The sequence below is a fragment of the Prochlorococcus sp. MIT 1303 genome (assembly GCF_001631965.1).
GTDB lineage: Bacteria > Cyanobacteriota > Cyanobacteriia > PCC-6307 > Cyanobiaceae > Prochlorococcus > Prochlorococcus marinus_D.
The window spans coordinates 1-22,827 of sequence record NZ_LVHK01000028.1; the positions used below are offsets into that span (position 1 = coordinate 1).

The window sequence follows — 22,827 nt, forward strand, 5'->3', positions numbered from 1 at the left end:
CATCAATCTTGCGAAAGAGTTGTTGATTTACCAAGAAAAAGCCACCCCTGCGGGTGGCTTTTTTGATGTGCAAGTCAGTGTGATTTTTAAAGAAGATAATCAAATAGACACCAGAGCTCTTTGATTGGCTGGCGCTAGCGTTATTAGCAGTAGATGAATGTCAAGCGTGGAGCTTCGTTGGAAACGTTGGGCTAGATGGTTGGTCGCAAGTTTGTGGCGGGCTTACCTTCGCTGGATGCGTTGTGATTGTGTAGATCTTAGTGCTGCTTTTGCTTATTACACGTTGCAGTCATTTTTCCCAATTCTGTTGATCTCGCTGTCTGTGGCCTCTTGGTTTCTTGGCCGTCAGCATGGTCTTGATCAGCAAATTGTTGACTTTACTGCGCAGGTTCTCCCACCTTCTGTTGTTGGTTTGGTGGAATCAACATTGGTCAAACTTGTCAAGCAAGGCTTTGGTGCAGGATTGCTCGGAGCTGTGTTTCTGATGGTGACTGCTGGTAACGCCTATTTAACTTTGCAGCGTGGTGCTGATCGTCTTTGGCGAGACCTGTTGCCCCTGCCTTCAACACCTGCACCAGTTGTTGTTCAGCTAACCCGCTTCCTGCGTGCTCGAATTGAGGCTTTTGTGGTCGTAATCCTGGTCGGGCTGCTTGTTGTTGTTGATCAGGTCAGCGTCAATGTACGCATGATCCCAGGTGCTGTTTGGGATGAGCTGATTAGCACGACACCATGGCTTGCCGCTTTGTTGTCTCGAGTGCCTGTGCTTCAGGTAGGTCAGTTCGTTGTGCCATTACTTGGCCTCTCTGGGATGGCGTTGTTGTTGCAGGCTTTGCTACCTAGTAGACGTGTCCCACTGCGACCCCTTGTGCCTGGGTCTTTTTTGATTGGTACGCTTTTGACGATCCTCAACCTTGTCGTTAGCCGCAGCATTCTTTCGCTGGGCACGCGTTATCAGGCTTATGGCTTCATCGGTGGTGTTCTGGTGCTCACCTTTTGGGTTTGGATGGTCGGTGTGATCCTTTACTTTGGGCAGTGCTGGAGCGTGGTTCTTGCCAGTAGGAGTCGGCATCAATGGGGAGAACCGAACCCGCTAAAAAGCTGATTTCACAACGTCTTCAGTCAGCATAAAATTGATTTTTAATTGATTGTTGTGCCTTCTCTGATGCGAGCACGCTCTGCCCGGTTGCCGCCGGCCTTTGCAGGCATGGCTCTATTGAGTATGGCGATAGGTGCGGTTGTGCTGATTACAGGTCTTACTCTTTTGGCCGTGCCTGTAATGCTGCTGATCGGATTTGTGGTAGCCCTGGTTGCCGGACTCTTTTTTGGAGGCTGGGCTTTGATCGAAGTCTTAGCAGCCTTGGAGTCTTGGATGGAGCGGGATGCCCGCTTCCAACGTTGAAATGGCCAGGCCTTCTCCTCTGATTTGGTTGGCCCTTCTGCTGATCTTGCTGTTGCCCACTGCAGCCGGGCGGATTTTGCTTGATCTCGCTGGTGGGTTAATGCTTGTTGCTTTGGTCTTACCGTTTTTGCTAGCTGGCTTTGGTTGGTTGGGTTGGCGTGTTCTTCAGTCCCGCATGGTGACTTGTCAGGCTTGTGGAGTGCGCACTTTTGGGAACTCTGGTCAGTGTCCTGTCTGTGGTGCAGGGCTGTCTGATACTTCAGAGTTAGGTGATTTTAAAGATGATGGAGGGATTTCTACCCCTGCTAGTGCGGCCACAATTGATATTACGGCTGAAGATGCTGGTTCAGAGGGTTGATGATCTTTAAATACTAATCAGTTTGTCTATCCGCTCCTATTTAGGAGCGGGCTTTTGTTGAATAGGAGGTTGAAAAAATAAATTAGAGCTATCAACAGTGTATTTCTAGTTCTCGGCATGATTTCCCATTTCTTGGAGCCGACGTTCACGCAGGAAGAGAAATAATGGTGCGGCAAATGCGAAGGCAATTGTGATGCTACTTAAAAGCACGATCCATAGGTGCCGCATTTGAAGTCGTCGACTCTCTACAACGATCCAGATGGTTATAGCACTAGCACCTATGATCAGATCTCGGGATAAAGATTGTGCTGCAGGATTTGCATTCGATAGTGCTACAAATAAGCTGATATCAAAGTCTGGACCGTATTGCTGCATAAAGTCGATGTTGGCTAGTGTAGGAAGGATTGCTCCAGTGATTGCCAGGATCAAGTAGACCCATTGCAGCAAACTATTTGGTGCTTTCATGCCACTCGTGAGGTGATAGTCTCAACGCTAGTGAAGAAGCCATGTGAAACCACTGATTAGTTGTATATGTATGATTACTGATCTGAGTGTCGCCAGTGTCTTCATAGAGGCGAACTGCTGTTCAATGCGCTGGGCCTGAAGAACAAGTGGCAAAGTCTTGGAAATATCCTTTTTGCTTTGCTTGAATAATGGCCCTAAGATAACCAGCCATCACCTTAACGAATAGTGGTAACAATATATGGCTTTGAAGTGGTTAGAGCTGCTTGTTATTTTGGAGTTTCAATCAAGTTAGGGTAGATGCTTTTTGTCAATTGTCTTTATGGAATTGAAGTTGGCATTTAGATCATATTTCTCTAGTTGAATTTTGGCTGAAAGATTTTCTTGGCCCATAATTTTCAGCGTAAACAGATGACTTTCAATGATTACAGATGTCTGTTCTCGATGGCTAAACTCAAAGCGAATGCTGCCTCATGATTATGTTTTTAAATGGCGTTGCCAATCAAAGCAGAGATCGAATTGTCTTTGATTCTCAGCAGTCGTTAACGAAAGGCATGAAGTTGTTTCTTTACAGGCCTAAACTTGAAGGCTGGCTGATGAGTGGTAAATCGATGAAGCAGGCAATTGCTGAGAGAACAGCAGAGATGATGAGCGATCGGGTGGCGAATGTTGTACGGCCACTATTTCTTTGTAAGTCGAAGGCCTTGTTATTTGGAAATAATGGTTGGCAGCACCAACCTGCTACCAGTGCTACAAATGGCCAACTGATAAATGTCAGGAGTATGTAGTTGAGAACCATGCCCATTGATTTGCTTCGGCTGAAACCATTGTAGCGATACTTTATAGGTACTATTGATTTTGACATTTAAGAATTTTTGAGTGAAATAATTTTGAGCAAGATTTTCTTGATAGAATCTGTTCCTTGCTAGGTGCAAACAGCATCATTGGAGTGATAGTCTCTAGTGCTCGTCAAGGCATTTAGATCGTTTCTGATTTGAACAGATGAGCAATCATGCCAGGCAATGGGAAGCATGATTCATTGGCGATTGCTAGAAGTTGGCTTCAGTGATTGTGACTAGCCTTGTTAAGGAATCATGTCTTGGCTTATGGCTAAGTGCGTAACTGTTACCTCTTCAAAGTATTAATAATAGTTTTTTATTTCCGAATTATTCCGGGCCGTCTCTGACGACAGCCTTCAGTAATTGCAGGCTAGTCAATTAGTGATTTACTGAGGCATTGTAAGCATTGATACGCGATGTTCACTTTCTAGGGCTCCAATAGGTGCTTCTAATGCGATTGAATTTAAGCCTACAAACCCATCAGATAGCCTATTGCTGCTAGTTGATGATATGGTTTTGTTTGGCTTTATTGGTGATGCGTTGATTGATTGTGGGTCGCATGTCGCTTGCTCCCGTATTAGGTTTTACTCACAAGACATCATTTGCGGAATCAGTTTACTAAGCTAGTCGTAAGACCTGTGGGGAAATGTTAGTTTTCTCGAGCACGTGAGAACTCGTTCTTGAGCCTCGCTTTTTTGATTGGGTGGTGATTATTCCTGGCTCTTGCTATACTAAAGGCCATGGAATATGCATCATTAAGTCTGATCTCCCAGGTTTTATACGGATCAGTTGCTTTAAAGATAAGAGAGGACACTGGCATACTATTCGCATCGCTTGATGCATAGCTCCAAAGGGTAATATTGTGGCTGTTGAATCAGCTCCATTGGGTCGGGGATGGACTGGAATTTATAAGGTCAAATTCTTAAGAGATCGCAATAGACTTGTAATTTCTTTGGGTCATTAGGCTCTAGAAACTTGGACTCAAGACTTGCCTAAAGTGTAAACTGCTGATGAATTATGTGTCTGAATTAGGCTTTAGGTTGCTCGCGTCGAGCTGCAGCACGCTTTGTTCGACGGTATTAAGCAGTGATTCACAGTGCTCAAGGTAGACCTTCCCTTGTAAGTAGTGTCTTTGGAGATCTTCTACAGGAACGCTGTCATTCTGTAATTGAGTAAGGAGTAAATCGAGAGCTTGCAGAGATTCTTCGTAGCTGAGTGATTTCGCATCTTGGCGCCATTCTTTCAGCATGCTATCTAGCGTTGATTGCGCAGTATTGATGGCGTGCTTTTGCTGTTTAGAGCCGGAATCTCTCGGCGTCTTCTCAGATGATGAAGTGGCTTTTATCATGTCGAGGGCCTTTGCTGATTAATTTCTTCTGCGGTGGCATTGATCTGGCCATCACTGAGTTGGATGGTCAAATTGTCGAGCAGAGATACATCACCCACGCTTCGCAGAGTTTTGCCTTGCTTGTTCTTCACGATGGCAAAACCGCGCATCAACCAGAGTTCTGGTGATAGAGCTTGGAGCAGCTGATGCTTCTGGCTTAAGTGAATGCGCTGAAGCTCTATCTGTTTCAGCGGTTGTTGACACTCCAACGCTTTGCCTCGATCTACAAGCCGCTCACGTTCTTTGCGAATGAGCCAATTGCAGTGGTCTTTAAGTCGATGACGGCGTTGGATCAGCACATTTTGAGCTGACTCCCGACTGGGCAACAGGGCCACCATCGCTGCTGTTGGCGTCGCGGCTCTATGGTCAGCAACCAGATCAGCCACTGTTTGGTCATCCTCATGCCCTAGTCCAGTCACCACCGGTATTGGGAAACTGGCCAGGTCACGGCACAGGTCTTCATCATCAAACACCATCAGGTCTTCACGACTGCCACCTCCTCTGGCCAGCACGATCGCTGCAATCCTCAGCTCATCATGCTGATTAGCCAGAGAACGTAAAACGGATTGGATTTGTTTTGCTACACCACCTTGGACTGGAATTGGAATGATCAGCAATTGAGTGAGAGGCCAGCGCTCTTTTGCTGTACGCAGCATGTCTGCTAGGGCGGAACTGGGCACGCTGGTCAAGATGGCTACAACCTCTGGATATTTTGGTAACGCTCTCCGTTTCGATTCGTCGATGATGCCCTCTTTCAGTAGCAGGGCTTTCACAATTTCGAACTGACGTAACACCGTCGATAGGGACGGACGCAGGTCTATGACCTGCACGGCCAGGCTTGCTCGGGTTGCCCAGAAGTTGAGCTTGCCGACAATCGTTACCCCATCCCCTTCTGCAGGCCTGTAGGTGAGTTGCTGCAGCTTGGAAGCCCAAGCCACTGCCGTGATACTTGCGTTGCCGTCAGTCAGAGTTAGCCAGAGATGCCCTTTTTTGATCTGTGGCTTGGAGACTGACGCTTCCACCAGAAAGCGAGGTGCAAAGCCACGTTCCAGCAGAGTGCCAATAGCCGCGTTGAGATCGCGGACTGAATAGTTGGGAAGGGATTCAGCGGTCAAGGCGTCGGTAGGCCATGCCCCAGTAGAGGCAGATCACGACGCTAAGCGCAGCAACAGCTTGCCCCCAGGCATGATCCAGTTGGGTGGATGCGATTGTGAAAATCACCAGGGCGCTGCTTAGCAGCCTTGCGCCATCGCGTCGGTTGTTGACGAAGAGTGGGGGCAAGTTAATCACTCCAACGTTTCTCTACTGTGGCCCATCGTTATTGCAGGGCGCGCTTTACGCAAACTTTGTCGATTTACAGTGATCACCTCATATGGCTGCTACTGCTTGAAGGGTTGCAATGAGATTCAGCCAAGGCCCATCTGAGAGAGAATGCTTTGGCCGGTCAGAAGTTCGGTGCTGAGGCCGATGACGACGCCCATCATGGCTAGACGGCCGTTCCAGGTTTCTGCGAAGTTAACGAAGCCGAAACGGGGCTGATTTTTGTCGGCCATTTGTAACTCCAAGTTCTCATCAATGTAACAAAGCATGGAGATGGCTTGACCGTCTCCATGGCAATAGATTCCCATTTTTTAGGCAATTTCCCCCTTGTAGTCATCTCATCCGCCCATGCGCTTTTTGATGCGGGCGGTTGCTTGGGCTTCTCGCGGGTTCTCTGGCCAGGGATGCTTCGGGTAGCGACCGCGCATTTCGCGGCGCACGTCCTGATAGCTATCACTCCAGAAGCCTGCTAGATCTTTTGTGAGCTGCAGAGTACGCCTTGCTGGAGAGAGCAGTTCAAGGGTCACGGGAAGCTTGCCATTGATCAGTTTTGGACCGTCTTCGCAGCCAAACATTTCTTGAAGCTTCACCGATAATTTCACCTCTCCATCGCCATAGTTGAGTACAGCAGACCGACCAGAGGGAATGGTTAGCTGGTTTGGCAGCAGGATGTCTAGTTTCTGGCGCATCTCCCAGGGAAGCTCTCCCCAGAGAGCTTCTATTAGCCCTTCTTCACCCAGCTCATCCAAGCTATGGCAACCCAACAGCGGTTGATTGAGCCATGAACTTGGCTGATGGCCAAGGAATTTAAGGTCGCGAGGTGGCCAGGGGGTGCCTAGGTGGCGGTGGGCGAGTTCCAGGCGTGCACGCAGTTGTTGGCTGCGACGGCCCCAGGGGAGTTGCCCTAGACCCTGATGGCACAAGACATCGAGCAGGATCTTGCGGCAGTGTTCTGGTTCGGGCTGTGGCAGGCGTTCCCTTTGGATTAGTAGTTCGCCGATCTTCAACAGTCGCTCTGCGCGTATTCGCGAGCTTTTTTCATCCCAGCTCACTGATTCACTCCATTCCCCATCTGTTTGGCTCAGCGTCTCTACCCATTGCATCGGGAGGGGGATTGCGAGCTGGATGAGTGTGTTGGCCTGGCCAAGATCCACCCTTGCAACTGCTAGGGCAGGAGAAGATCTGAGAGGGTCATGCTGGCGGAGAATGGCGCCGCGTCCTTGTCGCAATCGATAGTGTCCGGCTTTTCCTGGTCGTTCCAAGGCCAACCATTCCGGGAAGGCTGTGGCAATGAGTTGTGCAGCGAGGGCATGTTCTGAGAGGTCTTTATTTGTTTGTTTGCTGTATTGATCGTCTGGCCTAATGGTCTTGAGTTGACCAAGCAGCCTTTGACTGAGACGGCGCATCTGTAGATGGCCTTGTCTGGCAGATCGATGAATGTCTCGCTGGTCCTGACGTAACCAATCCAGACGAGTCCTCAGGTCTGAGCCAACCTGATGGCTGTTGAGGGGATCTCGATCACCAAGTAAAGCGGCTAGTTCGGCTCCCAGGGCTTCGCATCCCCATCCTTTGGCTTGGAGCAACAGGATCCCTAGCCTGGGGTGTATGCCTAGTTTGCAGAGATGGCGGCCTAGAGTTGTGATCCGTCCGTCATGGGTGAGGGCGTTCAGATTGATCAGTTGTTGCCTTCCCTTCTGCAACGCTGATTGAGGTGGGGGGTCGATCCATGGCAGGGTTTCTCCTAAGCCAGCGCCCCAGGCCGCGAGCTCAAGCACCACGGGCATTGGATCGGCAACAAGTACTTCTGGAGGGGCATGTTCGGGCTTGCGCAGTTGTTCTGCTAGCGACCAAAGTCGAACGCATTGGCCTGGACCTTGGCGTCCGGCTCGCCCTTGGCGTTGATTAGCGCTTGCCAGGCTGGATGGCACTGTCTCAAGCCCCTCCATGCCAGTGTTGGGGTCAAAGCGACTTTGCCGACTCAGGCCGCTGTCGATGACCAGTCGAACCCCTTCGAGGGTGAGTGAGCTCTCCGCGATAGAACTTGCTAAGACGATCTTGCCTATCCAAGGCGATTCAGCCCCCAGCAATGCACGCGCTTGCACATGCAGAGGCTGTTGCCCGTGAAGATAGGCAAGATTCCAATGCGAAAGACTTTCTTGAGCCGCCAGTAGTTCTTGGGTGCGTTTGATCTCACGTTGTCCAGGCAGGAACACCAGCACGGTGGGGCGTGAACTGGTGCGATCGCTTGCTTCGGTGAGAGGTAGGGCATGGGCCTTAATGGCCCGCATCACCTGATGGGGTAACGGTTCGTCTGGGCGGGGTGTCTGATGATGGGTGGTGACGGGGAAGGCTTTCCCCTCGCTCTGTAGAAGGGTTGCTTCTGGTAGGCGATCTTGTAATTCGCCAAGATTGAGAGTTGCAGACATGAGCAGAAGCCGTAGCTCTGGATGGAGCAGCGGTCGGGCTTCAAGCAACAGGGCTAGGGCGAGGTCGCTGTCTCGCCGTCGTTCGTGAAATTCATCAAAGATCACGCAATCAATGCCGCTTAGGCTTGGATCACTCTGAAGGCGACGTAGAAACAAGCCGTCTGTAATGACCTCTAATTGAGTTCGTTTTGAGCGCAGTTGTTCATGTCGTATAGCGAAGCCCACGCGCTCCCCTAATGGCTCTTTCAAGCTTGCGGCTAGTCGCGAGGCTGCTGCTTTGACAGCTAATCGTCGGGGTTCCAGCATCCAGATTCGGCCTGGAAGAGGGGTGTGACCATCAAGGGCACCAAGAAGCGCAAGCGGAACTCTGGTGGTTTTCCCTGCCCCTGGTGGCGCTTGCAGCAGCACTGTGGCACTTGCAGCAAGGCTGTGGCAGAGCTGCGTTAGCAGCGAGTCGATCGGGAGATCTCCCAAGCTGCAAAGAAAGAGTTAGCTGATCAGATTGAGAAGAGCTAGCAGCATCAGACTGCTTAGGGCTCCTATTGCAAAGAGAAGCCTCACTAAAGGCGCCGTCGAAAGCTGCAGGCTGCTCATGAAGAAAACCTTAAGAGCCGGAACTGTACTGGTCTAGCCCCTTGCCCCTGTTTGTAGCCCTGGTAGTTCGCAGGGCTTCACATCCTTCACAGTCAGCGCACGTGGCGGGTGCCGTCAACGGGGTGATAGTCCTCGCCTGTGAGTTCTTCGTAAACGATTGCTGGTAGCCCTGTTTCAAACATGGTTTGTAGTGCTTCCTTGAGAAAGGGATTCCACCCCCCGGTGCTTACGTCGCCGTGTCGGACCGTCCAATCCCATGTTCCCTGCAAGTCTCTAGGGATGCGTCCTTCCCGGTCGCGCCGAGCCACCAGGTCAAGAGACTCCACCAATCCCACTTGGATCGGCTGTTTGCCGTAAGCAGGGGTGAGGCTTAGTTCAAGCCGAACGGGATCTTCTTTGACCAGCCGCAGTCGAAACCGCGGAGGCAACTTCACTGCTTTGATGACTGCAGCCACGATGCGCGTTCTTTGATCCACCAGGGCTTCCCCAATCGAGTCCAATTCAGTGCCGGCCTTTGACACTGGATTTCTAATTTATTCAGCAGGAGTTTCTGTTGACTGGGGTGGCTCGTTGTCTCCTGAGAAACGAACTGTGAGGAGCTCTTCTTCTGTGAGGCGGCCTTCCTGGTCTAGTAATTCAGGGTGAACGGTCACCAAACCGGTGCGATCACCTTGTGAGTTCTTCCTAATTGGTTGGCTACGTATTGGTTGCTGGGCGGCGCCGAAACCCTTCCCCATCACGCGGAAGGCTTGCCACAGCAGGATCAGGAAGGCAGCGCCGTAAAGGATCGGGAACAAGGAGTTCTCCATGACGTCTTCATGGTTTGCGATAAAGGCGATTGGGTGGTCGCCACGTTGCGTTCATCATTGCTTGCCTTTGAATGATCGTGCTAATCACGAGGCTCTGGCAAAGCTCAGGCCTTTCAAAGTTCACGAAACTCAGGCAAAGGGCTGGTTAGCACCCAGGATTTGTTGCAACAGTTCATTCAGTTTGGAGCTTGTTGAGCTGTTCCGTGGGGGAATGAAGCTTCATGAAGACGAGCTCAGGCGTATTTGGTCACAGCTCTGTCAAGGATTGACACTGTTGTTTGAGAGAGCTCTGTCTACGGTCAAAGTCATCAATTGATTGTCTCTTGGCCAATGTCTGCGTTGCTTGAGGAATCCTCCGCAGAGTTGCGGTTATCCAGCCAATCTTCAGGTTTGAGCAGGGTTTTCCGTGGTGGTCTTCTGCTTGGCACTGGATTGGTTTGTCTGCCTGTGTTGTCGAGCCTTTCCCCTCAACCGCTGCAGGCGGCATCAGCCGCGACAGCCTTATCCAGGCAGTCGTTTGTAGCGGATGCCGTGGCTCGCAGCGGCCCTGCTGTGGTGACGCTTGAGACGAGTCGGACGGTCCGGTCTATGGGCATGGCTGGTCTGCCTAAGGGACTATTAGCAGACCCGCTGTTCCAACATTTCTTTGGTTTGCCTGGCAGGGTTGCTCCCCGCGCGCGGATAGAACGAGGGCAGGGAAGTGGTGTGATTTTTTCGGCGGAAGGATTGGTTCTCACCAATGCTCATGTCGTGGAGAAGACCGATCAGCTGATGGTGGGATTGCCAGATGGTCGAAGGGTGCCTGGGCGACTGGTTGGTCAGGACAAGATTACGGATCTGGCTGTAGTGCAGTTGGATGGCTCGGGGCCTTGGCCTACAGCTCCATTGGGAGACTCGGACCAACTTCGGGTCGGGGATTGGGCCATAGCCGTTGGCAACCCCTTTGGTCTTGAAAATACGGTGACGTTGGGGATCATCAGCAACCTCAACCGCAACGTCTCTCAGCTAGGGATCTCTGGAAAGCGGTTGGATTTGATTCAGACCGATGCTGCTATCAATCCAGGCAACTCAGGAGGACCGCTGTTGAATTCTGAGGGCAATGTGGTGGGTATCAATACACTCGTTCGCTCTGGGCCAGGAGCTGGGCTGGGTTTTGCTATTCCTATTAATCGGGCCAGGACCATCGCCCAGCAGCTGGTGGAGCGAGGACGGGCCAGTCATCCGATGGTGGGTGTAGGTCTCTCGCCGGTGCCATCTGCCCGTTCTGGGGAAGCCAACTCTCCTGGTGCTGTGATTCGTTCCGTGGTGCCTGGTGGGCCTGCAGCGCGTGCAGGTTTGAAGGTTGATGATGTGATCGTTTCGGTTGAAGGGTTACCGATTGATGGGCCTGCTGAGGTAGTGAGCGCAATTGATCGTCATGGAGTTGGGCGACCAATCACTCTTGGATTAATCCGGGGCGACAGTCGGATTGAGCTGGCGGTTACACCAGTGGAGTTGACTGCGATGCAGGCACCTTGACCCTGTGATGTGCACTACTCCCGCCTAGACCAGTCTCAGGCTCTGCAAAAGTATCTAAGACATCTTCAGCCCATGAGCGGGGTAGGGATGCAATCTCATTTTGCGGCTGGGGCTAGAAGCTATTTAGTCGTCAGTGTCTCGTAACTGCTCCACGCAACGGGTGATGCATTCACCGTCATCCAGCGAGCAGGTGGTGATGCATTCGAAGTAGGTCTCAACGGCATCCCAAGTTTGCTCGTGCTCATGGTTTACGTCGCTAGTCGAGGTGGAGATATGAAGGTCTTCGGCACGTTGGGTAGGGACGCTTGTCATTAAGTACACATAGCTGTGAAGTCAGCTTATGCACATATTTGCTGTACTCAAAGGAAAATGAGTCTTCCTGCCTAACCTTCTTTAAAGTTTTTTTGCCAAACGGATAGATTTTGGGTTTAAGCCGCGCCTTTTTTTCTGGCTTGACGCTTTCTTTGGCGATCGCGATTGGCGAGGCGTTTGACTTCTTGTGCTGCCAGGGTCATTGCCGCAGCGGCTGCGGCTTGCTCCTCTGCTTTTTTTTCCTGGAAATAAGCGTAGTTGCCTCGGTAAAGGATCAGTTCTCCATCGCGTAATTCCACGATGCGATTGGCTACACGGGAAATGAAGTAGCGATCATGAGAGACCAGCAGGGCAGCGCCTTTGTACGCCTGCAGTGCGTCCTCCAGCATCTGCTTGGCAGGGATGTCGAGGTGGTTGGTTGGCTCATCTAGCACAAGCAAATTGCAGGGTTGGACCAGCATTAGGGCCAGGGCTAATCGAGCTTTTTCACCACCACTCAGATTCTCGACGTCTTTGAAAACAGCATCATTACTCAAGCAGAAACTGCCGAGTAGAGAGCGCACCTGGGTTTGGGTCCAGTCCGGGACGGCTTCAAACATTGTGTCGATGACGGTTTTCTGCAGGTCCAGAGCTTCTGCTTGGTTCTGTTCGAAATAGCCAGCTATCACGTTGTGTTCTCCCAGGTAGGCCTTGCCGTCATCTGGAGATTCCAAACCCATGATCAGACGCAGCAGAGTTGATTTGCCTGCGCCATTGGGACCAATGAAAGCAATCCGATCGCCGGGTTCCACCTCCAGATGGGCGCCGAGGAAGAGAATCTTGTCTCCGTAGCTGTGGCTGAGGTCTTCGATCACAGCCACCTGTCGGCCGGATCGTGGACCGTCTGGGAATCGAAAGCTGGGGCCGCTGACACTCTTAAGTGGAGCTTCGATTCGCTCTACTTTCTCGAGCAGTTTCTCTCGGCTTTTGGCTTGGGTGCTTCGCGTGGCACTTGCCCTGAATCGATCGACATAGGCCTGTTGGGCGGCGAGATCTTTTTGCTGGCGTTCAAACGCAGCTTGAGTTGCTTCCTCTTCGAGTGCCTTCTGCTCAAGATGTGCTGTGTAGTTACCGAGATATGTGCGCGAAACGCCTCTCTCAGTAATCACGATTTGGGTACAGATCCGATCGAGGAACGTCCGGTCGTGGCTGATCACAACCATGGCGGCGGTCTGTTTGATCAGATAGTCCTCCAACCATTTGATGGTGTCCACGTCCAGATGGTTTGTGGGCTCGTCGAGCAGGAGCAGATCAGGATCTTGAAGAAGGATCTTGCCGAGAGCAATTCGCATTTGCCATCCTCCGGAATAGTCCCCTACCCGCTGATCGGCCCCCTCAGATGTGAAGTGGAGTGTTGGCAGTAGTTTTTCGATTCGAGCTTCAAGCTCATAGCCGTGCAGGGCTTCAAAGCGATTCTGTAAACGGCTTAGGTCCTTGATCAGGCTGTCGAGAAAAACAGTGTCTTCTGCAGCCCGCTTTGTAGCCATGGATGTTTCTACTAGTCGCTGTTGATGGACAACGGCAGCGGCCTCGCCAAAGGCTTGAAAAAGCTCTTCTCGCACTGTGCGGCAGGGATCAACATCAAATTCTTGTTGTAAGTAGGCGATGCGTGGGTTCCCCTGGCGCACAATCTGGCCACTGCTGGCTTCTTCGAGTCCCGCGATTAATTTGAGCTGTGTGGATTTGCCAGCACCATTGACTCCTACCAGTCCGATGCGGTCTCCGGGCTTGATTTCCCAGGTGACATCCTTGAGGACTTCATGCGTGGGGTAGACCTTGTTGACGTGCTCAAGTCGCAGCACCGAGGGAAAGCAACCGCAAGAACATCATCCCGCTTCGTATACGGGCAGACTGGAGGATATCCATTCCGGATCACCGGCCATGGTGAAATTCGAACAAATTACTGCTGTTGTGCTTGCTGCTGGCCTGGCGATCCCTAGTTATTGGTTTTTTTGGAGTTTGGCAGGGGGTGGCGGTTACGACCGTCGAGGCATGCAAAACGTCAATCCCGCACAAGTAGAAGAAAGTCGCTCGCGTGAATTAGATCCTGGCCTTAAAGCCCCCCCCGGGCCTTGATGAGCCATTGCTTGGTGTCAGCGTCATCGAGGCTGGCCAAGTGCGCTTTTACTTCGTCAAGCGTGACAGGGAGTCCCATGCTGTGCCCTAGATCGCAGATTGCCTTCAAGGCTCCCTGAGGATCTTGGAGTGCCTGGCGAAATAGGGCTTTGGTGTGTTCGGGATCGTTCTGAATACGTTCGTAGAGCACTGCAGCGTTGCTGCTCATCAGAAGGGAAGTGTCTGTTGCAACTGTATTCAGCCTGAAGTGATTTGACCTGATTCTTGGTTCATGCTGCTTGCTCTACATCAACTTCTGTCATGCCTGTTGCTGATGCGTCTTTCATGCTGCGGGCATCCATGCAGAGGACTTTGCGCAGTTGGGCGAAATTTTTGGCCTGGTATTCGCGTCCGTCCTGAGCGGCGCCGTATTCCGCCCTTTGCAAGACTTGATGGAGATGTGTGAGCAGATAGCTGCTAATTACAGCTGATACCAGCACGTCGCTATTTTCTTGGCTTCGGCTTAAACGCCGACCCTTGCTTGATTTGATACGGCTGTTTGGCTTGACAGGGCTGTTGGATTGGCTAGGGCTGTTGGCCTGTTGAGTTGGATTGAAGCGAGTTGAAGTTGGAAGTGTGGGTTTGTCCATGGGGCAATCCTGATGTCTGGTTGTTAGTCGAATGAGATTGGTACTTGAGCTTTAGGGCTGAAAAAGCATTGGGTATTTCGACGGGCCATGGAATTGTTGAACTGGGTCATCGGAATAGACCATTCCGAACTGTGGTCTCAGCATAGTGCTGGATACTATCCTTGCACACCTCTGTACACTTATAAGTAAGAGTTACTTTTTTAGGGTCGTGGCTACCCGTCAAACCTCATCCAGTGGGAAGCCCAAGTCTCCGAGAGTCCAGGTTGTGTTGCCTGAAGAGCTTTGTGTGCGCCTAACAGCTCTTGCCGAGCTTGAGTCCCGCACCGTTAGCAATATGGCCAAAGTGCTTATTCAGCAGGGTATTCAGCGTTACGAGCAGGAGCAGAGTTCGGTCGTTTCAGCCCCATCGTTAGCGAGTACAGAAGGCTTTCGATCGGCTCTTGAAGCTCAACAGCCCAGGCGTTTAAGAGGCGCTCCGCGCCGTCTCCGCCTCTATCGTCCCTCTTGAGTTTGGTGGTCTTCGTAGTTCTTCAAAGAACTGCTTGGCCAATCAGGCTGGATCAGCCCTCACACCAAGAACTGCCGCACGCTTGGCCCCTGTTATGGCCGGGGCGTTGCCTGGGTGCTGGAGGCAATGCCACCAGGCCAGTAATGCAAAGGCAAGACCTTCTCGGGCTTCAGCGCTGAGGCCAAGCTCATCGCTATTTCGGAGTCGCATGCCACGGCAGCGTTGTCTTAGTTCGTTCATCATCACAGGATTTCGGCTTCCTCCACCAGCAACAATGAGTTCCAGGGGACGAACCAGATTTCTAATGCGCAGATTATCCAGATCCTGTGCCACAACGGCTGCGCTGAAAGCGGTCAATGTGGCGACACGATTGGCCCTCGACAGCTTGGGGAGTTCCTTTAGGCGCTGCTCTAGATCGGCAAGCCCAAACTGCTCTCGGCCTGTTGATTTGGGAGGAGGGAGTTGGAAGAAGGCTTCCTTCAGCCAGCGTTCGATCGTGGTCGTATGCGGATGCCCACTGGCAGCGATGATTCCATCATGATCAAGGGCAAGCTTGCCTTTGCTGATTTGTTGTACAGCAAGATCTATCAGGCTGTTGGCTGGGCCGCAATCCCAGCCCATAACTGAAGCAAGGCGATCCGGACCGCTGCGGGGAGGAATCAGGGTGAGATTGGCAATCCCTCCAAGATTGAGCACCCCACGCCAGCCCCCTACTCGACCTAGCAGTGCGGCATCAGCCATAGGTACCAAAGGTGCTCCCTGGCCTCCTAGTGCCAGGTCTGCGGCTCGGAAGTCGTGAACAACAGGGCGCTTGAGTAGTTCAGCCAGTAGAGGGGCTTGCAGGATTTGCCAGCTGGCGCCGCGATGATTCTTCTGAGGAGGACGATGCCAAACAGTCTGACCATGCGAACCTACGAGCTCAGCTTGTGCGCTGGGGTCACACGCCAGAGCTGCTTGAGCATGAACCTCGGTGATCGACTCAGATAGCTCGAGCCATTCACAGCTATTGAGTCTGATGCCTTGTCCTGCGTTGACAACTGTTTGGCGAAGATCCTCTGGGTAGGGGATGCAGGCAAGATTGAGTAGAGACCATTTTGGTTCAGATGGTGAACCACTGAACTCAGCGAGTACTGCATCAACACCATCAGCACTGGTGCCGCTCATCAGCCCCAGTACGCGCATTGAAGTCAGGTTTTGGGAAGTTTCTTGAGGTCGTCAACCAATCCCATGACGACAAGCACATGCTCTTTTTCGAGCACATACGTTGCGGGAGGGTTGACGTGCAGTCCCTTGGTTGGGCCAGCTGCCAGAACGTTTACCAGGTAGTTCTTGCGGAGGTTGAGGTCTCGTAGGGAATGTCCAACAAACAGATCGGGAACCTTGATTTCTTCGATGCAGGTTTGGTCATCAAGTTGCAAGCGTTCCATCAGGTTGGGCCGCACTAATTCAAGACCTAGCCGCTCCCCCTGCATCCTCGAGGGGAACACCACCCGATCAGCGCCAACCCGCTTCAACATCTTTTCGTGTAGGTCACTGGTGGCTCGGGCAATCACCTGTTGCACTTTGCTGCCCTCGCTGTCCTTGGCGATCAGCGTGGTTGTGATGCTTGCTTCGATTGGTTCGCTGATGCCCACGACAACAGTGCCCATTTCGAGCACACCTGCTTCTCGCATCGATTCCTCGTCAGTGCAGTCCACAACTCTTGCTTCGATCGACGGCTCCAGTTGTCGCAGTTCTTCGATAGACCGTTCTGAACGGTCAACCGCCAGCACGTCTGCACCGTTTTGCATGAGTTCACGACAGACGGCGCTCCCGAAGCGCCCTACTCCCACTACCGCAAAGCCAAGCTGAGGGGTGCCTTGTTGGGGTGACCAGTTCCACCACTCTTTCATTGTGTTTTCTCAGCAAACCAAAGTTCAGACATAAAGATCTTCTCGCGGATAGCCGATGCGATTTTGACGGTGGAGCCGATCTTTGTTGACGGCTTCCCAGATTGCGCTGAGTAGCAGAAGGATGCCGAGTCGTCCCACAAACATGCCGACGATCAGAACGAGTTGTCCGAAATGACTCAAATTCTGGGTGACGCCAACATCGAACCCCACAGTGGCAAAGGCTGAAATGCATGTGAATAACATTTCTAGAAAGGTGAAGGCTTGCTCTCCATTCAGGCTGCTGGACATACCCAGTAATAAGGCCATCACAAGCACGAAAAGCAGTGATGCCACTGTGATTCCGACGGCTTTCAAGACCACCTTGTCGGAAATCTGACGATTACGGATGACGACATCGTCCTGGCCACGCAGGGTTGAACGGGTGGCGGCCATTAAGGCGGCCAGGGTGGTGGTTTTGATGCCACCGCCAGTACCTCCGGGACTAGCTCCAATGAACATCAGCGCCATTAGCAGAAGTAGCCCTGAATCGGAAATGCTCTCGAGAGAGAGGTTCACGGTGGTAAATCCAGCGGTTCTGGCACTGATAGAGCCGAATAGCGAGCTCATCAGTCGATCAGACCAACCGATGCTTGAGAGGAAGTGGTCTTGGCTTAGTGATTCAGTGATCACTAGCCCCACGGTTCCGATCAGGATCAGGATCAGGGATGTGCGAATGACCAGACGGGTATGCAGGCTGAGGTTGCGGCGTGTTAGCTGTTTGCGATTGCTCCAGAGATCACTGGTGACTCTCCATCCCAGTCCACCAAGAACGATCAGGACGATGATCACGCTATTGACTACCGCATTGCTGCGGTAGTGCTCCAGGCTGTCAGACCAGAGGCCGAAGCCGGCGTTGTTGTAGGCAGAGATGCTGTGAAAAAGTGCAGCCCACAGTCGCTCTCCATGGTTGGTGATGTCATTGAAGCCAAAGATGTAGAGCACGATCGCGCCAATCAGGATCAGCACTGTTGCGGTGAGGGCAATGCCTCGAAACGTCGTGCCTACGCCGCCAACCCCGAATTCATCGAGGGTTTTGCCTCGATCAAGCCTGCATCTCAGTTCAGTTCCGCGAACCACAAAACCTTGTAAGAAGGTGGTGATAGCCATCAGCCCAAGGCCACCTGCAAGGATCATCGCTGCAAGAACCCCCTGGCCGACGTTGGTTAGATCTTGACCGATATCAATAATGCAAAGTCCAGTCACGGTTACTGCTGAGGTCGCCGTGAACAATGCTTCCCACAATCCCACCTTGGCGTTGGAGCAGACCGGAGTGGCGAGAATGAGAGTCCCAGCGATGATCACCAGTAAACCTGTGACCACAGTGAATTGAGGAACCGTTAGCCGACGGTACAAATCCTGAGTGCGATGGACGGATTTAGGAAATGGCACCGATGGGTTCCCGCTTTATCGCGACGAGAGTTAAAGGTTGTCCTGAGGATTCTCCCCAGACGGATAGAACCAGATTCTGCAAATGCTGGCACAGTTCTGGTGTATTCAAGATCCGCCGAAATGCCAAAGGATCAGCCCAGGAATCATCACGGTCATCAGGGCCGTTAGGCCAGCTCCGTAACGGGTGACATCCAGAAATCGATAACGCCCAGGACCGAACACCATCAGGTTTGTCTGATGCCCCATTGGTGTCAGAAAAGACTGGCTTGCACCAAATAGCACGGTGAAGACCAGTGCATTGGGTAGAAGGTCTAGTCCAGGTGCGAGTTGGATGGCCACTGGGACAAGTAGTGCAACGGATGCGGCTGGGCTCATCACCTGGGTGAGGAGCGTGGTGGCCAGAAAGATGACTAGTAAAGCTAAGTAGTTGGACCAGTCATTCAGCAAGGTTTCAAAGCTGCTTGCCAGAGCATCTGCCAGGCCGGTTTTCTGCATTGCCACGCTGAAGCTGGAGAGCGACCCCAGCAGCAGAATCACATCGAGACGAATTGATCGCTGAAGTTCCCCTGGACGAAGGCATCCTCCTGCCACCATCGCGACTGCAGCAAGGAGGACCGCTGCCACCAGTGGCAGGGCAGTCACTGTCGGCATGATCAGCATGGCCAAAGCAATGGCGATCGTCAGTGGTTTGCGGCGCACTGTGGGCAGGTCGTTTTCCAGCTGATCAAGGACCAGCAAATCATTGCTGGCTTGCAGGCCGCGAATGGAGTCCAGTGGGGCTTGCAGCAGCAAGACATCGCCTTCGCGTAGTACAGCTTGTCCAAGACGCTCTTGCACTGTTTGCTGACCACGCCTGAGAGCAAGAATTGTGGCGTTGTGGCGTTGTCGAAATCGCAGTTCACGCAGACTTGCACCAGCCAAAGTTGAGCCTGCCGGTAGGAGGACTTCCACAGTTCTTTGCCCTTCGCCTAGGCCAGATGGGAATAGTGAGGACGGAGCGATCGACTCTCTGGTTGCTAGCTGTACGTTGTGTTCTTGTTGGAGACGTAGTAGGTCTGCGCGGGTGACCCTGAGAAGCAGTCGGTCGCCAGGTTCAAGTCTGCGATCAGCCAGGGGCGGTAGGAGTCGTTCTCGACCTCTTTGCAGTTCCAGCACGTCTACATCAAAACGACGTTGTAAACGACTGTTGTGCAGGGATTGTCCTACCAGTTGCGAGTTCTGAGGGATGGTGACCTCTGTGAAGTAACCGGTCTGGTCTTTGTTGTCTCCTAGTTCATCGCTGTTGCTGCCACGGTCTGGCAACAGGGCCTGAGGGGCAAGCATGAGATAGGTGGTTCCGGCGAGCCAGATCGGCACGCCGATGGCTGTGAAGCTGAACAGTTCTAGAGATCCATTGCCCAGTTGCTCGCTGATGTCACTGACCAGCAGATTCACTGAACTCCCCAGCAGTGTGAGTGTGCTGCCGAAAAGCGCTGCGAATGATAGTGGCAGCAGGACTTTAGACGGAGAGATCCGGCGTCGATGACACCAGGCTTCGATGACAGGTAGCAACGAGGCGACGACGGGTGTGTTTGGGAGGACACTCGAAATGGGAGCGACCACTAGGCCTAACAAGGCAATCAACCGGCGTGGGCTGCGAATGCGCTCGGATGCGATTAGTTCGCGCACGCGATCCAGAGCACCACTGCGGAATAAGGCTGCAGAGACGGCGAACAGGCCCATTAGCGTAATCAGGGCAGGCCTGCCAAATCCAGCCAGGGCTTGTTGGGGAGTTAGGACACCTGTGGCCATCAGCAGTGCCATGCTCAGCAGGCCAGTGAGTTCAGGTGCAAGGGCACCGCTGATGAAGAGCACCACCGCCAGCAACAACACCGCCAGGGTGATGAGGGCTTGGGGGTTTTGAATAGCGGTGCTCAGCACAGCCATAGTTAGGTATTTGCAGAATGCAGAGGGGCCGATTCTGCTCTGTGACCCCAGAATTGGTCCTTCAGCCAGTGTTTGAGTCCTTGCAGCCCGGCACCTGAGGCCGCGGAGAGATAAATCACCTTCGGGTCGATGCTGCGGATTATCTCAAGTGCACTGCTATCACAGCGATCAATTTGATTGGCTATCACCTGCCGGATTGATTCGGCGCCAAGGGAATTAAGCAACTGCTGCACTGTGTCAAGTTGGGCTTGCCAGTCTGTGTCTGACAAGTCCACAACCACTAGGAGTAGATCGGCTTCAAGCGTTTCCTCCAGAGTGGCCCGAAAGGCTTCCACTAATGGCGCTGGCAGTTCACGGATGAAGCCCACAGTGTCTGTGATTAGAAGCTCAAGGGGTTTTCCACCTGTCTGAGGAATCAACAATCGTCGGGTGGTTGGATCCAAGGTTGCAAACAGTTTGTTCTCTGCCAGCACTTTGCTGTGCTCGTTTCGACTGCAGAGAGCATTGAGTAGGGATGATTTCCCCGCATTTGTATAACCCACGAGTGCAACCCTTGGCAGACCTTCCCTGCGGTTGCGGAGACGGGCGCGATGGTTTTGCAGTTGCCTTACCTCACGTAACAAGTGCTCGATGCGTCGTGTAATCGCACGCCGGTCTTTCTCGAGTTGGGTCTCGCCGGGCCCGCGTGTGCCGATGCCACCTCCCTGACGGGATAGGCTGCGACCTCGCCCCATCAGCCTTGGCATGCGATAGCGAAGTTGGGCTAGTTCCACTTGAAGGCGGCCTGCTGCACTAGAGGCGCGCTGGGCAAAGATGTCTAGGATTAATTCACTGCGATCCATGACAGGGCAGTCGAGATATCGCTCCAGATTCCTGACTTGAACAGGACTGAGCTCACGGTCTGTGATCACTAGAGAAGCGCTATGTCGCCGAACTTCCAAGGCAGTCTCTTGTAGCTTCCCTTTGCCCCAGAGGGTCTGAGGGTTAGGAGCCCCCTGCTTTTGTCGCACAACTGCTACAGGATGCCCCCCTGCACTGCGCACCAACCCCTCGAGCTCAGCAAGGTCGCGTTCGCTGCGGCTTTGCTCTGGTCCCGTAAGGGTCAGTAGTAGGACCCGTTCCCTACTGTCCTTTGACGGTACGGGGTTGACTTCTGGCTTGGCGGTTGATCCTTGGCTGTGTTGGCACAGCTCGCTTAGTCCGTTGGCTTCGATCAAGCTCCATCCCGATATCTCCTTTGGATCTGGTTGCCAGAGGGCAGCAATCCTGCGACCTCCTCGATCTGCTGTGGGGGCAAAACGTAGCCAGGAGTTTGGTGCTAGATCGAGTGCCACGATTGCATCATGTTGTTCTGGCCTGAGGTTGTTTCGCTGAAGCGTTAGAGAGCAGCTGATCAAGCGCCATCCAGCGGTCTTGCGACGGGGTGATTCAGGAAGATGGGCGAGAAGTTGGTCGGATCCATCGAGAGGACCGACCCAAAGAAGGCGGCACAATCCACGGCTATCCAGCACTAAATGGAGTGGTTGGCATAGCTCAATCACCTGTTCAGCTAGCCGTTCCAGGGTTAGCTGATCGGCGCCTTCCCTTTCGGGATGCCGGCGGTGGCTGAGGCGTTCTAATTGTCTTTGTTGTGAAGGGCGTAGTCCCTTGGTGCGGCCAGCTAGGTGGGCTTGTCTCAATGTCCGAGCAACCAGGCCCCGCCTGAGCGCAGGCCTAGAGACAATCCAGGTAGTTTTGTTAGATAGGCACCCCGGCGTATTTGGAAAGCCAGAGGACCTGCGAGTGTGAAACCCATGCCGGTGAGGGAGGCTTCCCCTACTCCCAGGCTGAGCATTTCGCCAAAATCCTTAAATTCAAAAGGCTGGAGAGGACTGCTTGCTCGTAGTGCCATCACGTTTCGAGCCGCGATCTCCCCTTGTTGAAGTGCGACCTGGGCTGTGGATGGCCAGGAGTGGTCTTTGTTGTAAGTGGCATCGCCAAGGCCAAGTACATCACTGAGTCCGATCACTTGTAGACACGAATCGATAGGCAGTCTTGCTTCGGTAAGGACAAAGTCGGGGCTGAGTGCTGGTATGACTGGTCTTGTGCCGGCTGTCCAAACAAGACCACTGTGCGTTATTGCTGAACTTATGGCAGGTTCCTTTTGTTTGCTTAGAAGTTCAACCTGGTCTGTCGAGATTGATCGAACTTGCGTGAGCAAATGAACGTGAACACCACGTTTGCTGAGTGCTCGCTCGGCTTGTTCTTGGTTGAAGGCTTTCGCACTGGGCAGAACCCTTTCGCCAAGCTCAATGAGGTGGAGTTCAGCAGCACCGTCAAGGAGATCTGCCAGCTTGCAGGCCAGTTCCACGCCCGTTGGTCCCGCTCCAACAATCACAAGGTCCTGACGAGGATTTCTACGTAATTGAAGTTCTTTAATTCGTTGTCGCAGCACTTCAACGTCGTTTAGACGGTGAAACATCAGGGCGTGTTTACGGACCCCTGGAATGTCGAAATCTGTTGGAGCTGAGCCAGTGCTGAGTACCAGTTGTGCGTAGTTGAGCTTGAGCCCTGAGCTGGTGGAGACCGTTTTAGCTTTGGTGTCGATGCTTTCAACCCGGTCTTCGAGAAGGGCAATACCGCGTTGACTGAGGAGAGAGTGATACGGAGGTGCGACTTCCCAAGCCTGAAGCTCTCCACTCAAGAGTTCGTAAAGCAAGGGGAGAAAGATGAACCGCTGGCGCGGTTCAATCAGCACGATGGGGGGGCGAGGTTGGCAGTGGCTGAGAGCGAGCGCGGTCGTTAGCCCTGCAAATCCGCCTCCGACAACCACCACGGCATTGGCGTTTGACGGGTTGGGGATCATGCGCGACGAGCCTGGGATGATTCTCGAACCTTAAACACTCTGTTGTGGACGGCGACATTG

26 protein-coding genes are annotated in these 22,827 nt (G+C 52.7%); 8 read left to right on the forward strand and 18 right to left on the reverse strand.

The window, feature by feature from the left end; genetic code table 11:
- Positions 1–157: 157 nt before the first annotated feature.
- The 3 genes from PMIT1303_RS01350 to PMIT1303_RS01360 are packed head-to-tail and all read left to right on the forward strand — an operon-like array spanning position 158 to position 1,757.
- Positions 158–1,102 carry a YihY/virulence factor BrkB family protein gene (locus tag PMIT1303_RS01350; RefSeq protein WP_063397213.1) on the forward strand — a complete coding sequence of 315 codons (945 nt, stop codon included), beginning with the start codon at positions 158–160 and terminating at the stop codon, positions 1,100–1,102.
- Between the two features lie 60 nt (positions 1,103–1,162).
- Positions 1,163–1,399, forward strand: coding sequence for a hypothetical protein (locus PMIT1303_RS01355; RefSeq protein WP_063397245.1), 237 nt, complete (start codon positions 1,163–1,165; stop codon positions 1,397–1,399).
- A gap of 1 nt (position 1,400) precedes the next feature.
- On the forward strand, positions 1,401–1,757 hold the full coding sequence (locus PMIT1303_RS01360; protein WP_063397214.1) for a hypothetical protein: 357 nt from the start codon (positions 1,401–1,403) through the stop codon (positions 1,755–1,757).
- Between the two features lie 105 nt (positions 1,758–1,862).
- On the opposite strand, the gene PMIT1303_RS01365 is transcribed toward PMIT1303_RS01360, so the two are convergent.
- Positions 1,863–2,222 (reverse strand): DUF2834 domain-containing protein, encoded by a 360-nt coding sequence (locus PMIT1303_RS01365; protein ID WP_041374659.1) that lies wholly within the window; start codon positions 2,220–2,222, stop codon positions 1,863–1,865.
- A gap of 470 nt (positions 2,223–2,692) precedes the next feature.
- Between PMIT1303_RS01365 and PMIT1303_RS01370 the strand changes: the two genes are divergently transcribed.
- Complete coding sequence (locus PMIT1303_RS01370; RefSeq protein ID WP_063397215.1) at positions 2,693–3,007, forward strand: hypothetical protein; 315 nt, start codon at positions 2,693–2,695, stop codon at positions 3,005–3,007.
- Positions 3,008–4,073: 1,066 nt separating this feature from the next.
- Here PMIT1303_RS01370 and xseB read toward each other — a convergent pair.
- The 7 genes from xseB to PMIT1303_RS01405 all read right to left on the reverse strand — a co-directional run bounded on the left by xseB (position 4,074) and on the right by PMIT1303_RS01405 (position 9,594).
- Entirely contained in the window at positions 4,074–4,406 is a 333-nt protein-coding gene (xseB, locus tag PMIT1303_RS01375; protein ID WP_063397216.1) for an exodeoxyribonuclease VII small subunit, read from the reverse strand.
- Positions 4,403–5,560 carry an exodeoxyribonuclease VII large subunit gene (gene xseA, locus PMIT1303_RS01380; RefSeq protein WP_063397217.1) on the reverse strand — a complete coding sequence of 386 codons (1,158 nt, stop codon included), beginning with the start codon at positions 5,558–5,560 and terminating at the stop codon, positions 4,403–4,405. Before xseA ends, xseB begins: the two co-directional genes overlap by 4 nt.
- Positions 5,550–5,735, reverse strand: coding sequence for a hypothetical protein (locus tag PMIT1303_RS13685; RefSeq protein WP_041374662.1), 186 nt, complete (start codon positions 5,733–5,735; stop codon positions 5,550–5,552). Before PMIT1303_RS13685 ends, xseA begins: the two co-directional genes overlap by 11 nt.
- Before the next feature lie 116 nt (positions 5,736–5,851).
- Positions 5,852–5,998 (reverse strand): high light inducible protein, encoded by a 147-nt coding sequence (locus PMIT1303_RS01390; protein WP_063397246.1) that lies wholly within the window; start codon positions 5,996–5,998, stop codon positions 5,852–5,854.
- Positions 5,999–6,103: 105 nt separating this feature from the next.
- Positions 6,104–8,665: an ATP-dependent helicase HrpB gene (gene hrpB / locus PMIT1303_RS01395; protein WP_063397218.1), complete on the reverse strand. Its 2,562-nt coding sequence runs from the start codon at positions 8,663–8,665 to the stop codon at positions 6,104–6,106.
- Between the two features lie 212 nt (positions 8,666–8,877).
- The gene (locus tag PMIT1303_RS01400; RefSeq protein ID WP_036911765.1) at positions 8,878–9,261 is read right to left on the reverse strand and encodes a hypothetical protein; all 384 of its coding nucleotides are present in this window, start codon (positions 9,259–9,261) and stop codon (positions 8,878–8,880) included.
- A gap of 57 nt (positions 9,262–9,318) precedes the next feature.
- Positions 9,319–9,594, reverse strand: a complete 276-nt coding sequence (locus tag PMIT1303_RS01405) for a DUF2973 domain-containing protein (RefSeq protein ID WP_036911701.1) — start codon at positions 9,592–9,594, stop codon at positions 9,319–9,321.
- On the opposite strand from PMIT1303_RS01405, the gene PMIT1303_RS01410 reads away from it, so the two are divergent.
- Both PMIT1303_RS01410 and PMIT1303_RS01415 read left to right on the forward strand, forming a co-directional pair.
- The gene (locus PMIT1303_RS01410; protein WP_156486867.1) at positions 9,593–9,910 is read left to right on the forward strand and encodes a hypothetical protein; all 318 of its coding nucleotides are present in this window, start codon (positions 9,593–9,595) and stop codon (positions 9,908–9,910) included. The genes PMIT1303_RS01405 and PMIT1303_RS01410 overlap by 2 nt on opposite strands.
- Positions 9,911–9,924: 14 nt before the next feature.
- Entirely contained in the window at positions 9,925–11,112 is a 1,188-nt protein-coding gene (locus tag PMIT1303_RS01415; RefSeq protein ID WP_063397220.1) for a trypsin-like peptidase domain-containing protein, read from the forward strand.
- Between the two features lie 123 nt (positions 11,113–11,235).
- On the opposite strand, the gene PMIT1303_RS12715 is transcribed toward PMIT1303_RS01415, so the two are convergent.
- A complete protein-coding gene (locus PMIT1303_RS12715) occupies positions 11,236–11,424 on the reverse strand; it encodes a hypothetical protein (RefSeq protein ID WP_074159184.1) in 189 nt (62 codons plus the stop codon).
- A gap of 116 nt (positions 11,425–11,540) precedes the next feature.
- The gene (locus PMIT1303_RS01420) at positions 11,541–13,265 is read right to left on the reverse strand and encodes an ABC-F family ATP-binding cassette domain-containing protein (protein ID WP_063397221.1); all 1,725 of its coding nucleotides are present in this window, start codon (positions 13,263–13,265) and stop codon (positions 11,541–11,543) included.
- A 79-nt stretch (positions 13,266–13,344) separates the two neighbouring features.
- Here PMIT1303_RS01420 and PMIT1303_RS01425 point away from each other — a divergent pair, with 79 nt between their 5' ends.
- Complete coding sequence (locus PMIT1303_RS01425) at positions 13,345–13,539, forward strand: hypothetical protein (RefSeq protein ID WP_063397222.1); 195 nt, start codon at positions 13,345–13,347, stop codon at positions 13,537–13,539.
- Here the strand turns inward: PMIT1303_RS01425 and PMIT1303_RS01430 are convergent.
- On the reverse strand, positions 13,517–13,747 hold the full coding sequence (locus PMIT1303_RS01430) for a hypothetical protein (RefSeq protein WP_011131000.1): 231 nt from the start codon (positions 13,745–13,747) through the stop codon (positions 13,517–13,519). The two genes, PMIT1303_RS01425 and PMIT1303_RS01430, sit on opposite strands and share 23 nt — an antisense overlap.
- Positions 13,748–13,808: 61 nt before the next feature.
- Positions 13,809–14,168, reverse strand: a complete 360-nt coding sequence (locus PMIT1303_RS01435; protein WP_063397223.1) for a hypothetical protein — start codon at positions 14,166–14,168, stop codon at positions 13,809–13,811.
- A 208-nt stretch (positions 14,169–14,376) separates the two neighbouring features.
- On the opposite strand from PMIT1303_RS01435, the gene PMIT1303_RS01440 reads away from it, so the two are divergent.
- Entirely contained in the window at positions 14,377–14,676 is a 300-nt protein-coding gene (locus tag PMIT1303_RS01440) for a hypothetical protein (RefSeq protein WP_011130998.1), read from the forward strand.
- A 42-nt stretch (positions 14,677–14,718) separates the two neighbouring features.
- Here PMIT1303_RS01440 and PMIT1303_RS01445 read toward each other — a convergent pair whose 3' ends face one another.
- The 6 genes from PMIT1303_RS01445 to PMIT1303_RS01470 all read right to left on the reverse strand — a co-directional run bounded on the left by PMIT1303_RS01445 (position 14,719) and on the right by PMIT1303_RS01470 (position 22,767).
- Positions 14,719–15,858 (reverse strand): anhydro-N-acetylmuramic acid kinase, encoded by a 1,140-nt coding sequence (locus tag PMIT1303_RS01445; RefSeq protein WP_063397224.1) that lies wholly within the window; start codon positions 15,856–15,858, stop codon positions 14,719–14,721.
- A gap of 5 nt (positions 15,859–15,863) precedes the next feature.
- Positions 15,864–16,568 carry a TrkA family potassium uptake protein gene (locus PMIT1303_RS01450; protein WP_063397225.1) on the reverse strand — a complete coding sequence of 235 codons (705 nt, stop codon included), beginning with the start codon at positions 16,566–16,568 and terminating at the stop codon, positions 15,864–15,866.
- Between the two features lie 24 nt (positions 16,569–16,592).
- Complete coding sequence (locus tag PMIT1303_RS01455; protein ID WP_063397226.1) at positions 16,593–17,996, reverse strand: TrkH family potassium uptake protein; 1,404 nt, start codon at positions 17,994–17,996, stop codon at positions 16,593–16,595.
- A 105-nt stretch (positions 17,997–18,101) separates the two neighbouring features.
- Positions 18,102–19,922, reverse strand: a complete 1,821-nt coding sequence (locus PMIT1303_RS01460; RefSeq protein WP_063397227.1) for an SLC13 family permease — start codon at positions 19,920–19,922, stop codon at positions 18,102–18,104.
- A gap of 2 nt (positions 19,923–19,924) precedes the next feature.
- Positions 19,925–21,601 carry a GTPase HflX gene (hflX, locus tag PMIT1303_RS01465; protein WP_063397228.1) on the reverse strand — a complete coding sequence of 559 codons (1,677 nt, stop codon included), beginning with the start codon at positions 21,599–21,601 and terminating at the stop codon, positions 19,925–19,927.
- Complete coding sequence (locus PMIT1303_RS01470; protein WP_063397229.1) at positions 21,598–22,767, reverse strand: NAD(P)/FAD-dependent oxidoreductase; 1,170 nt, start codon at positions 22,765–22,767, stop codon at positions 21,598–21,600. The genes hflX and PMIT1303_RS01470 overlap by 4 nt, the downstream gene beginning before the upstream one ends.
- Between the last annotated feature and the right edge of the window lie 60 nt (positions 22,768–22,827).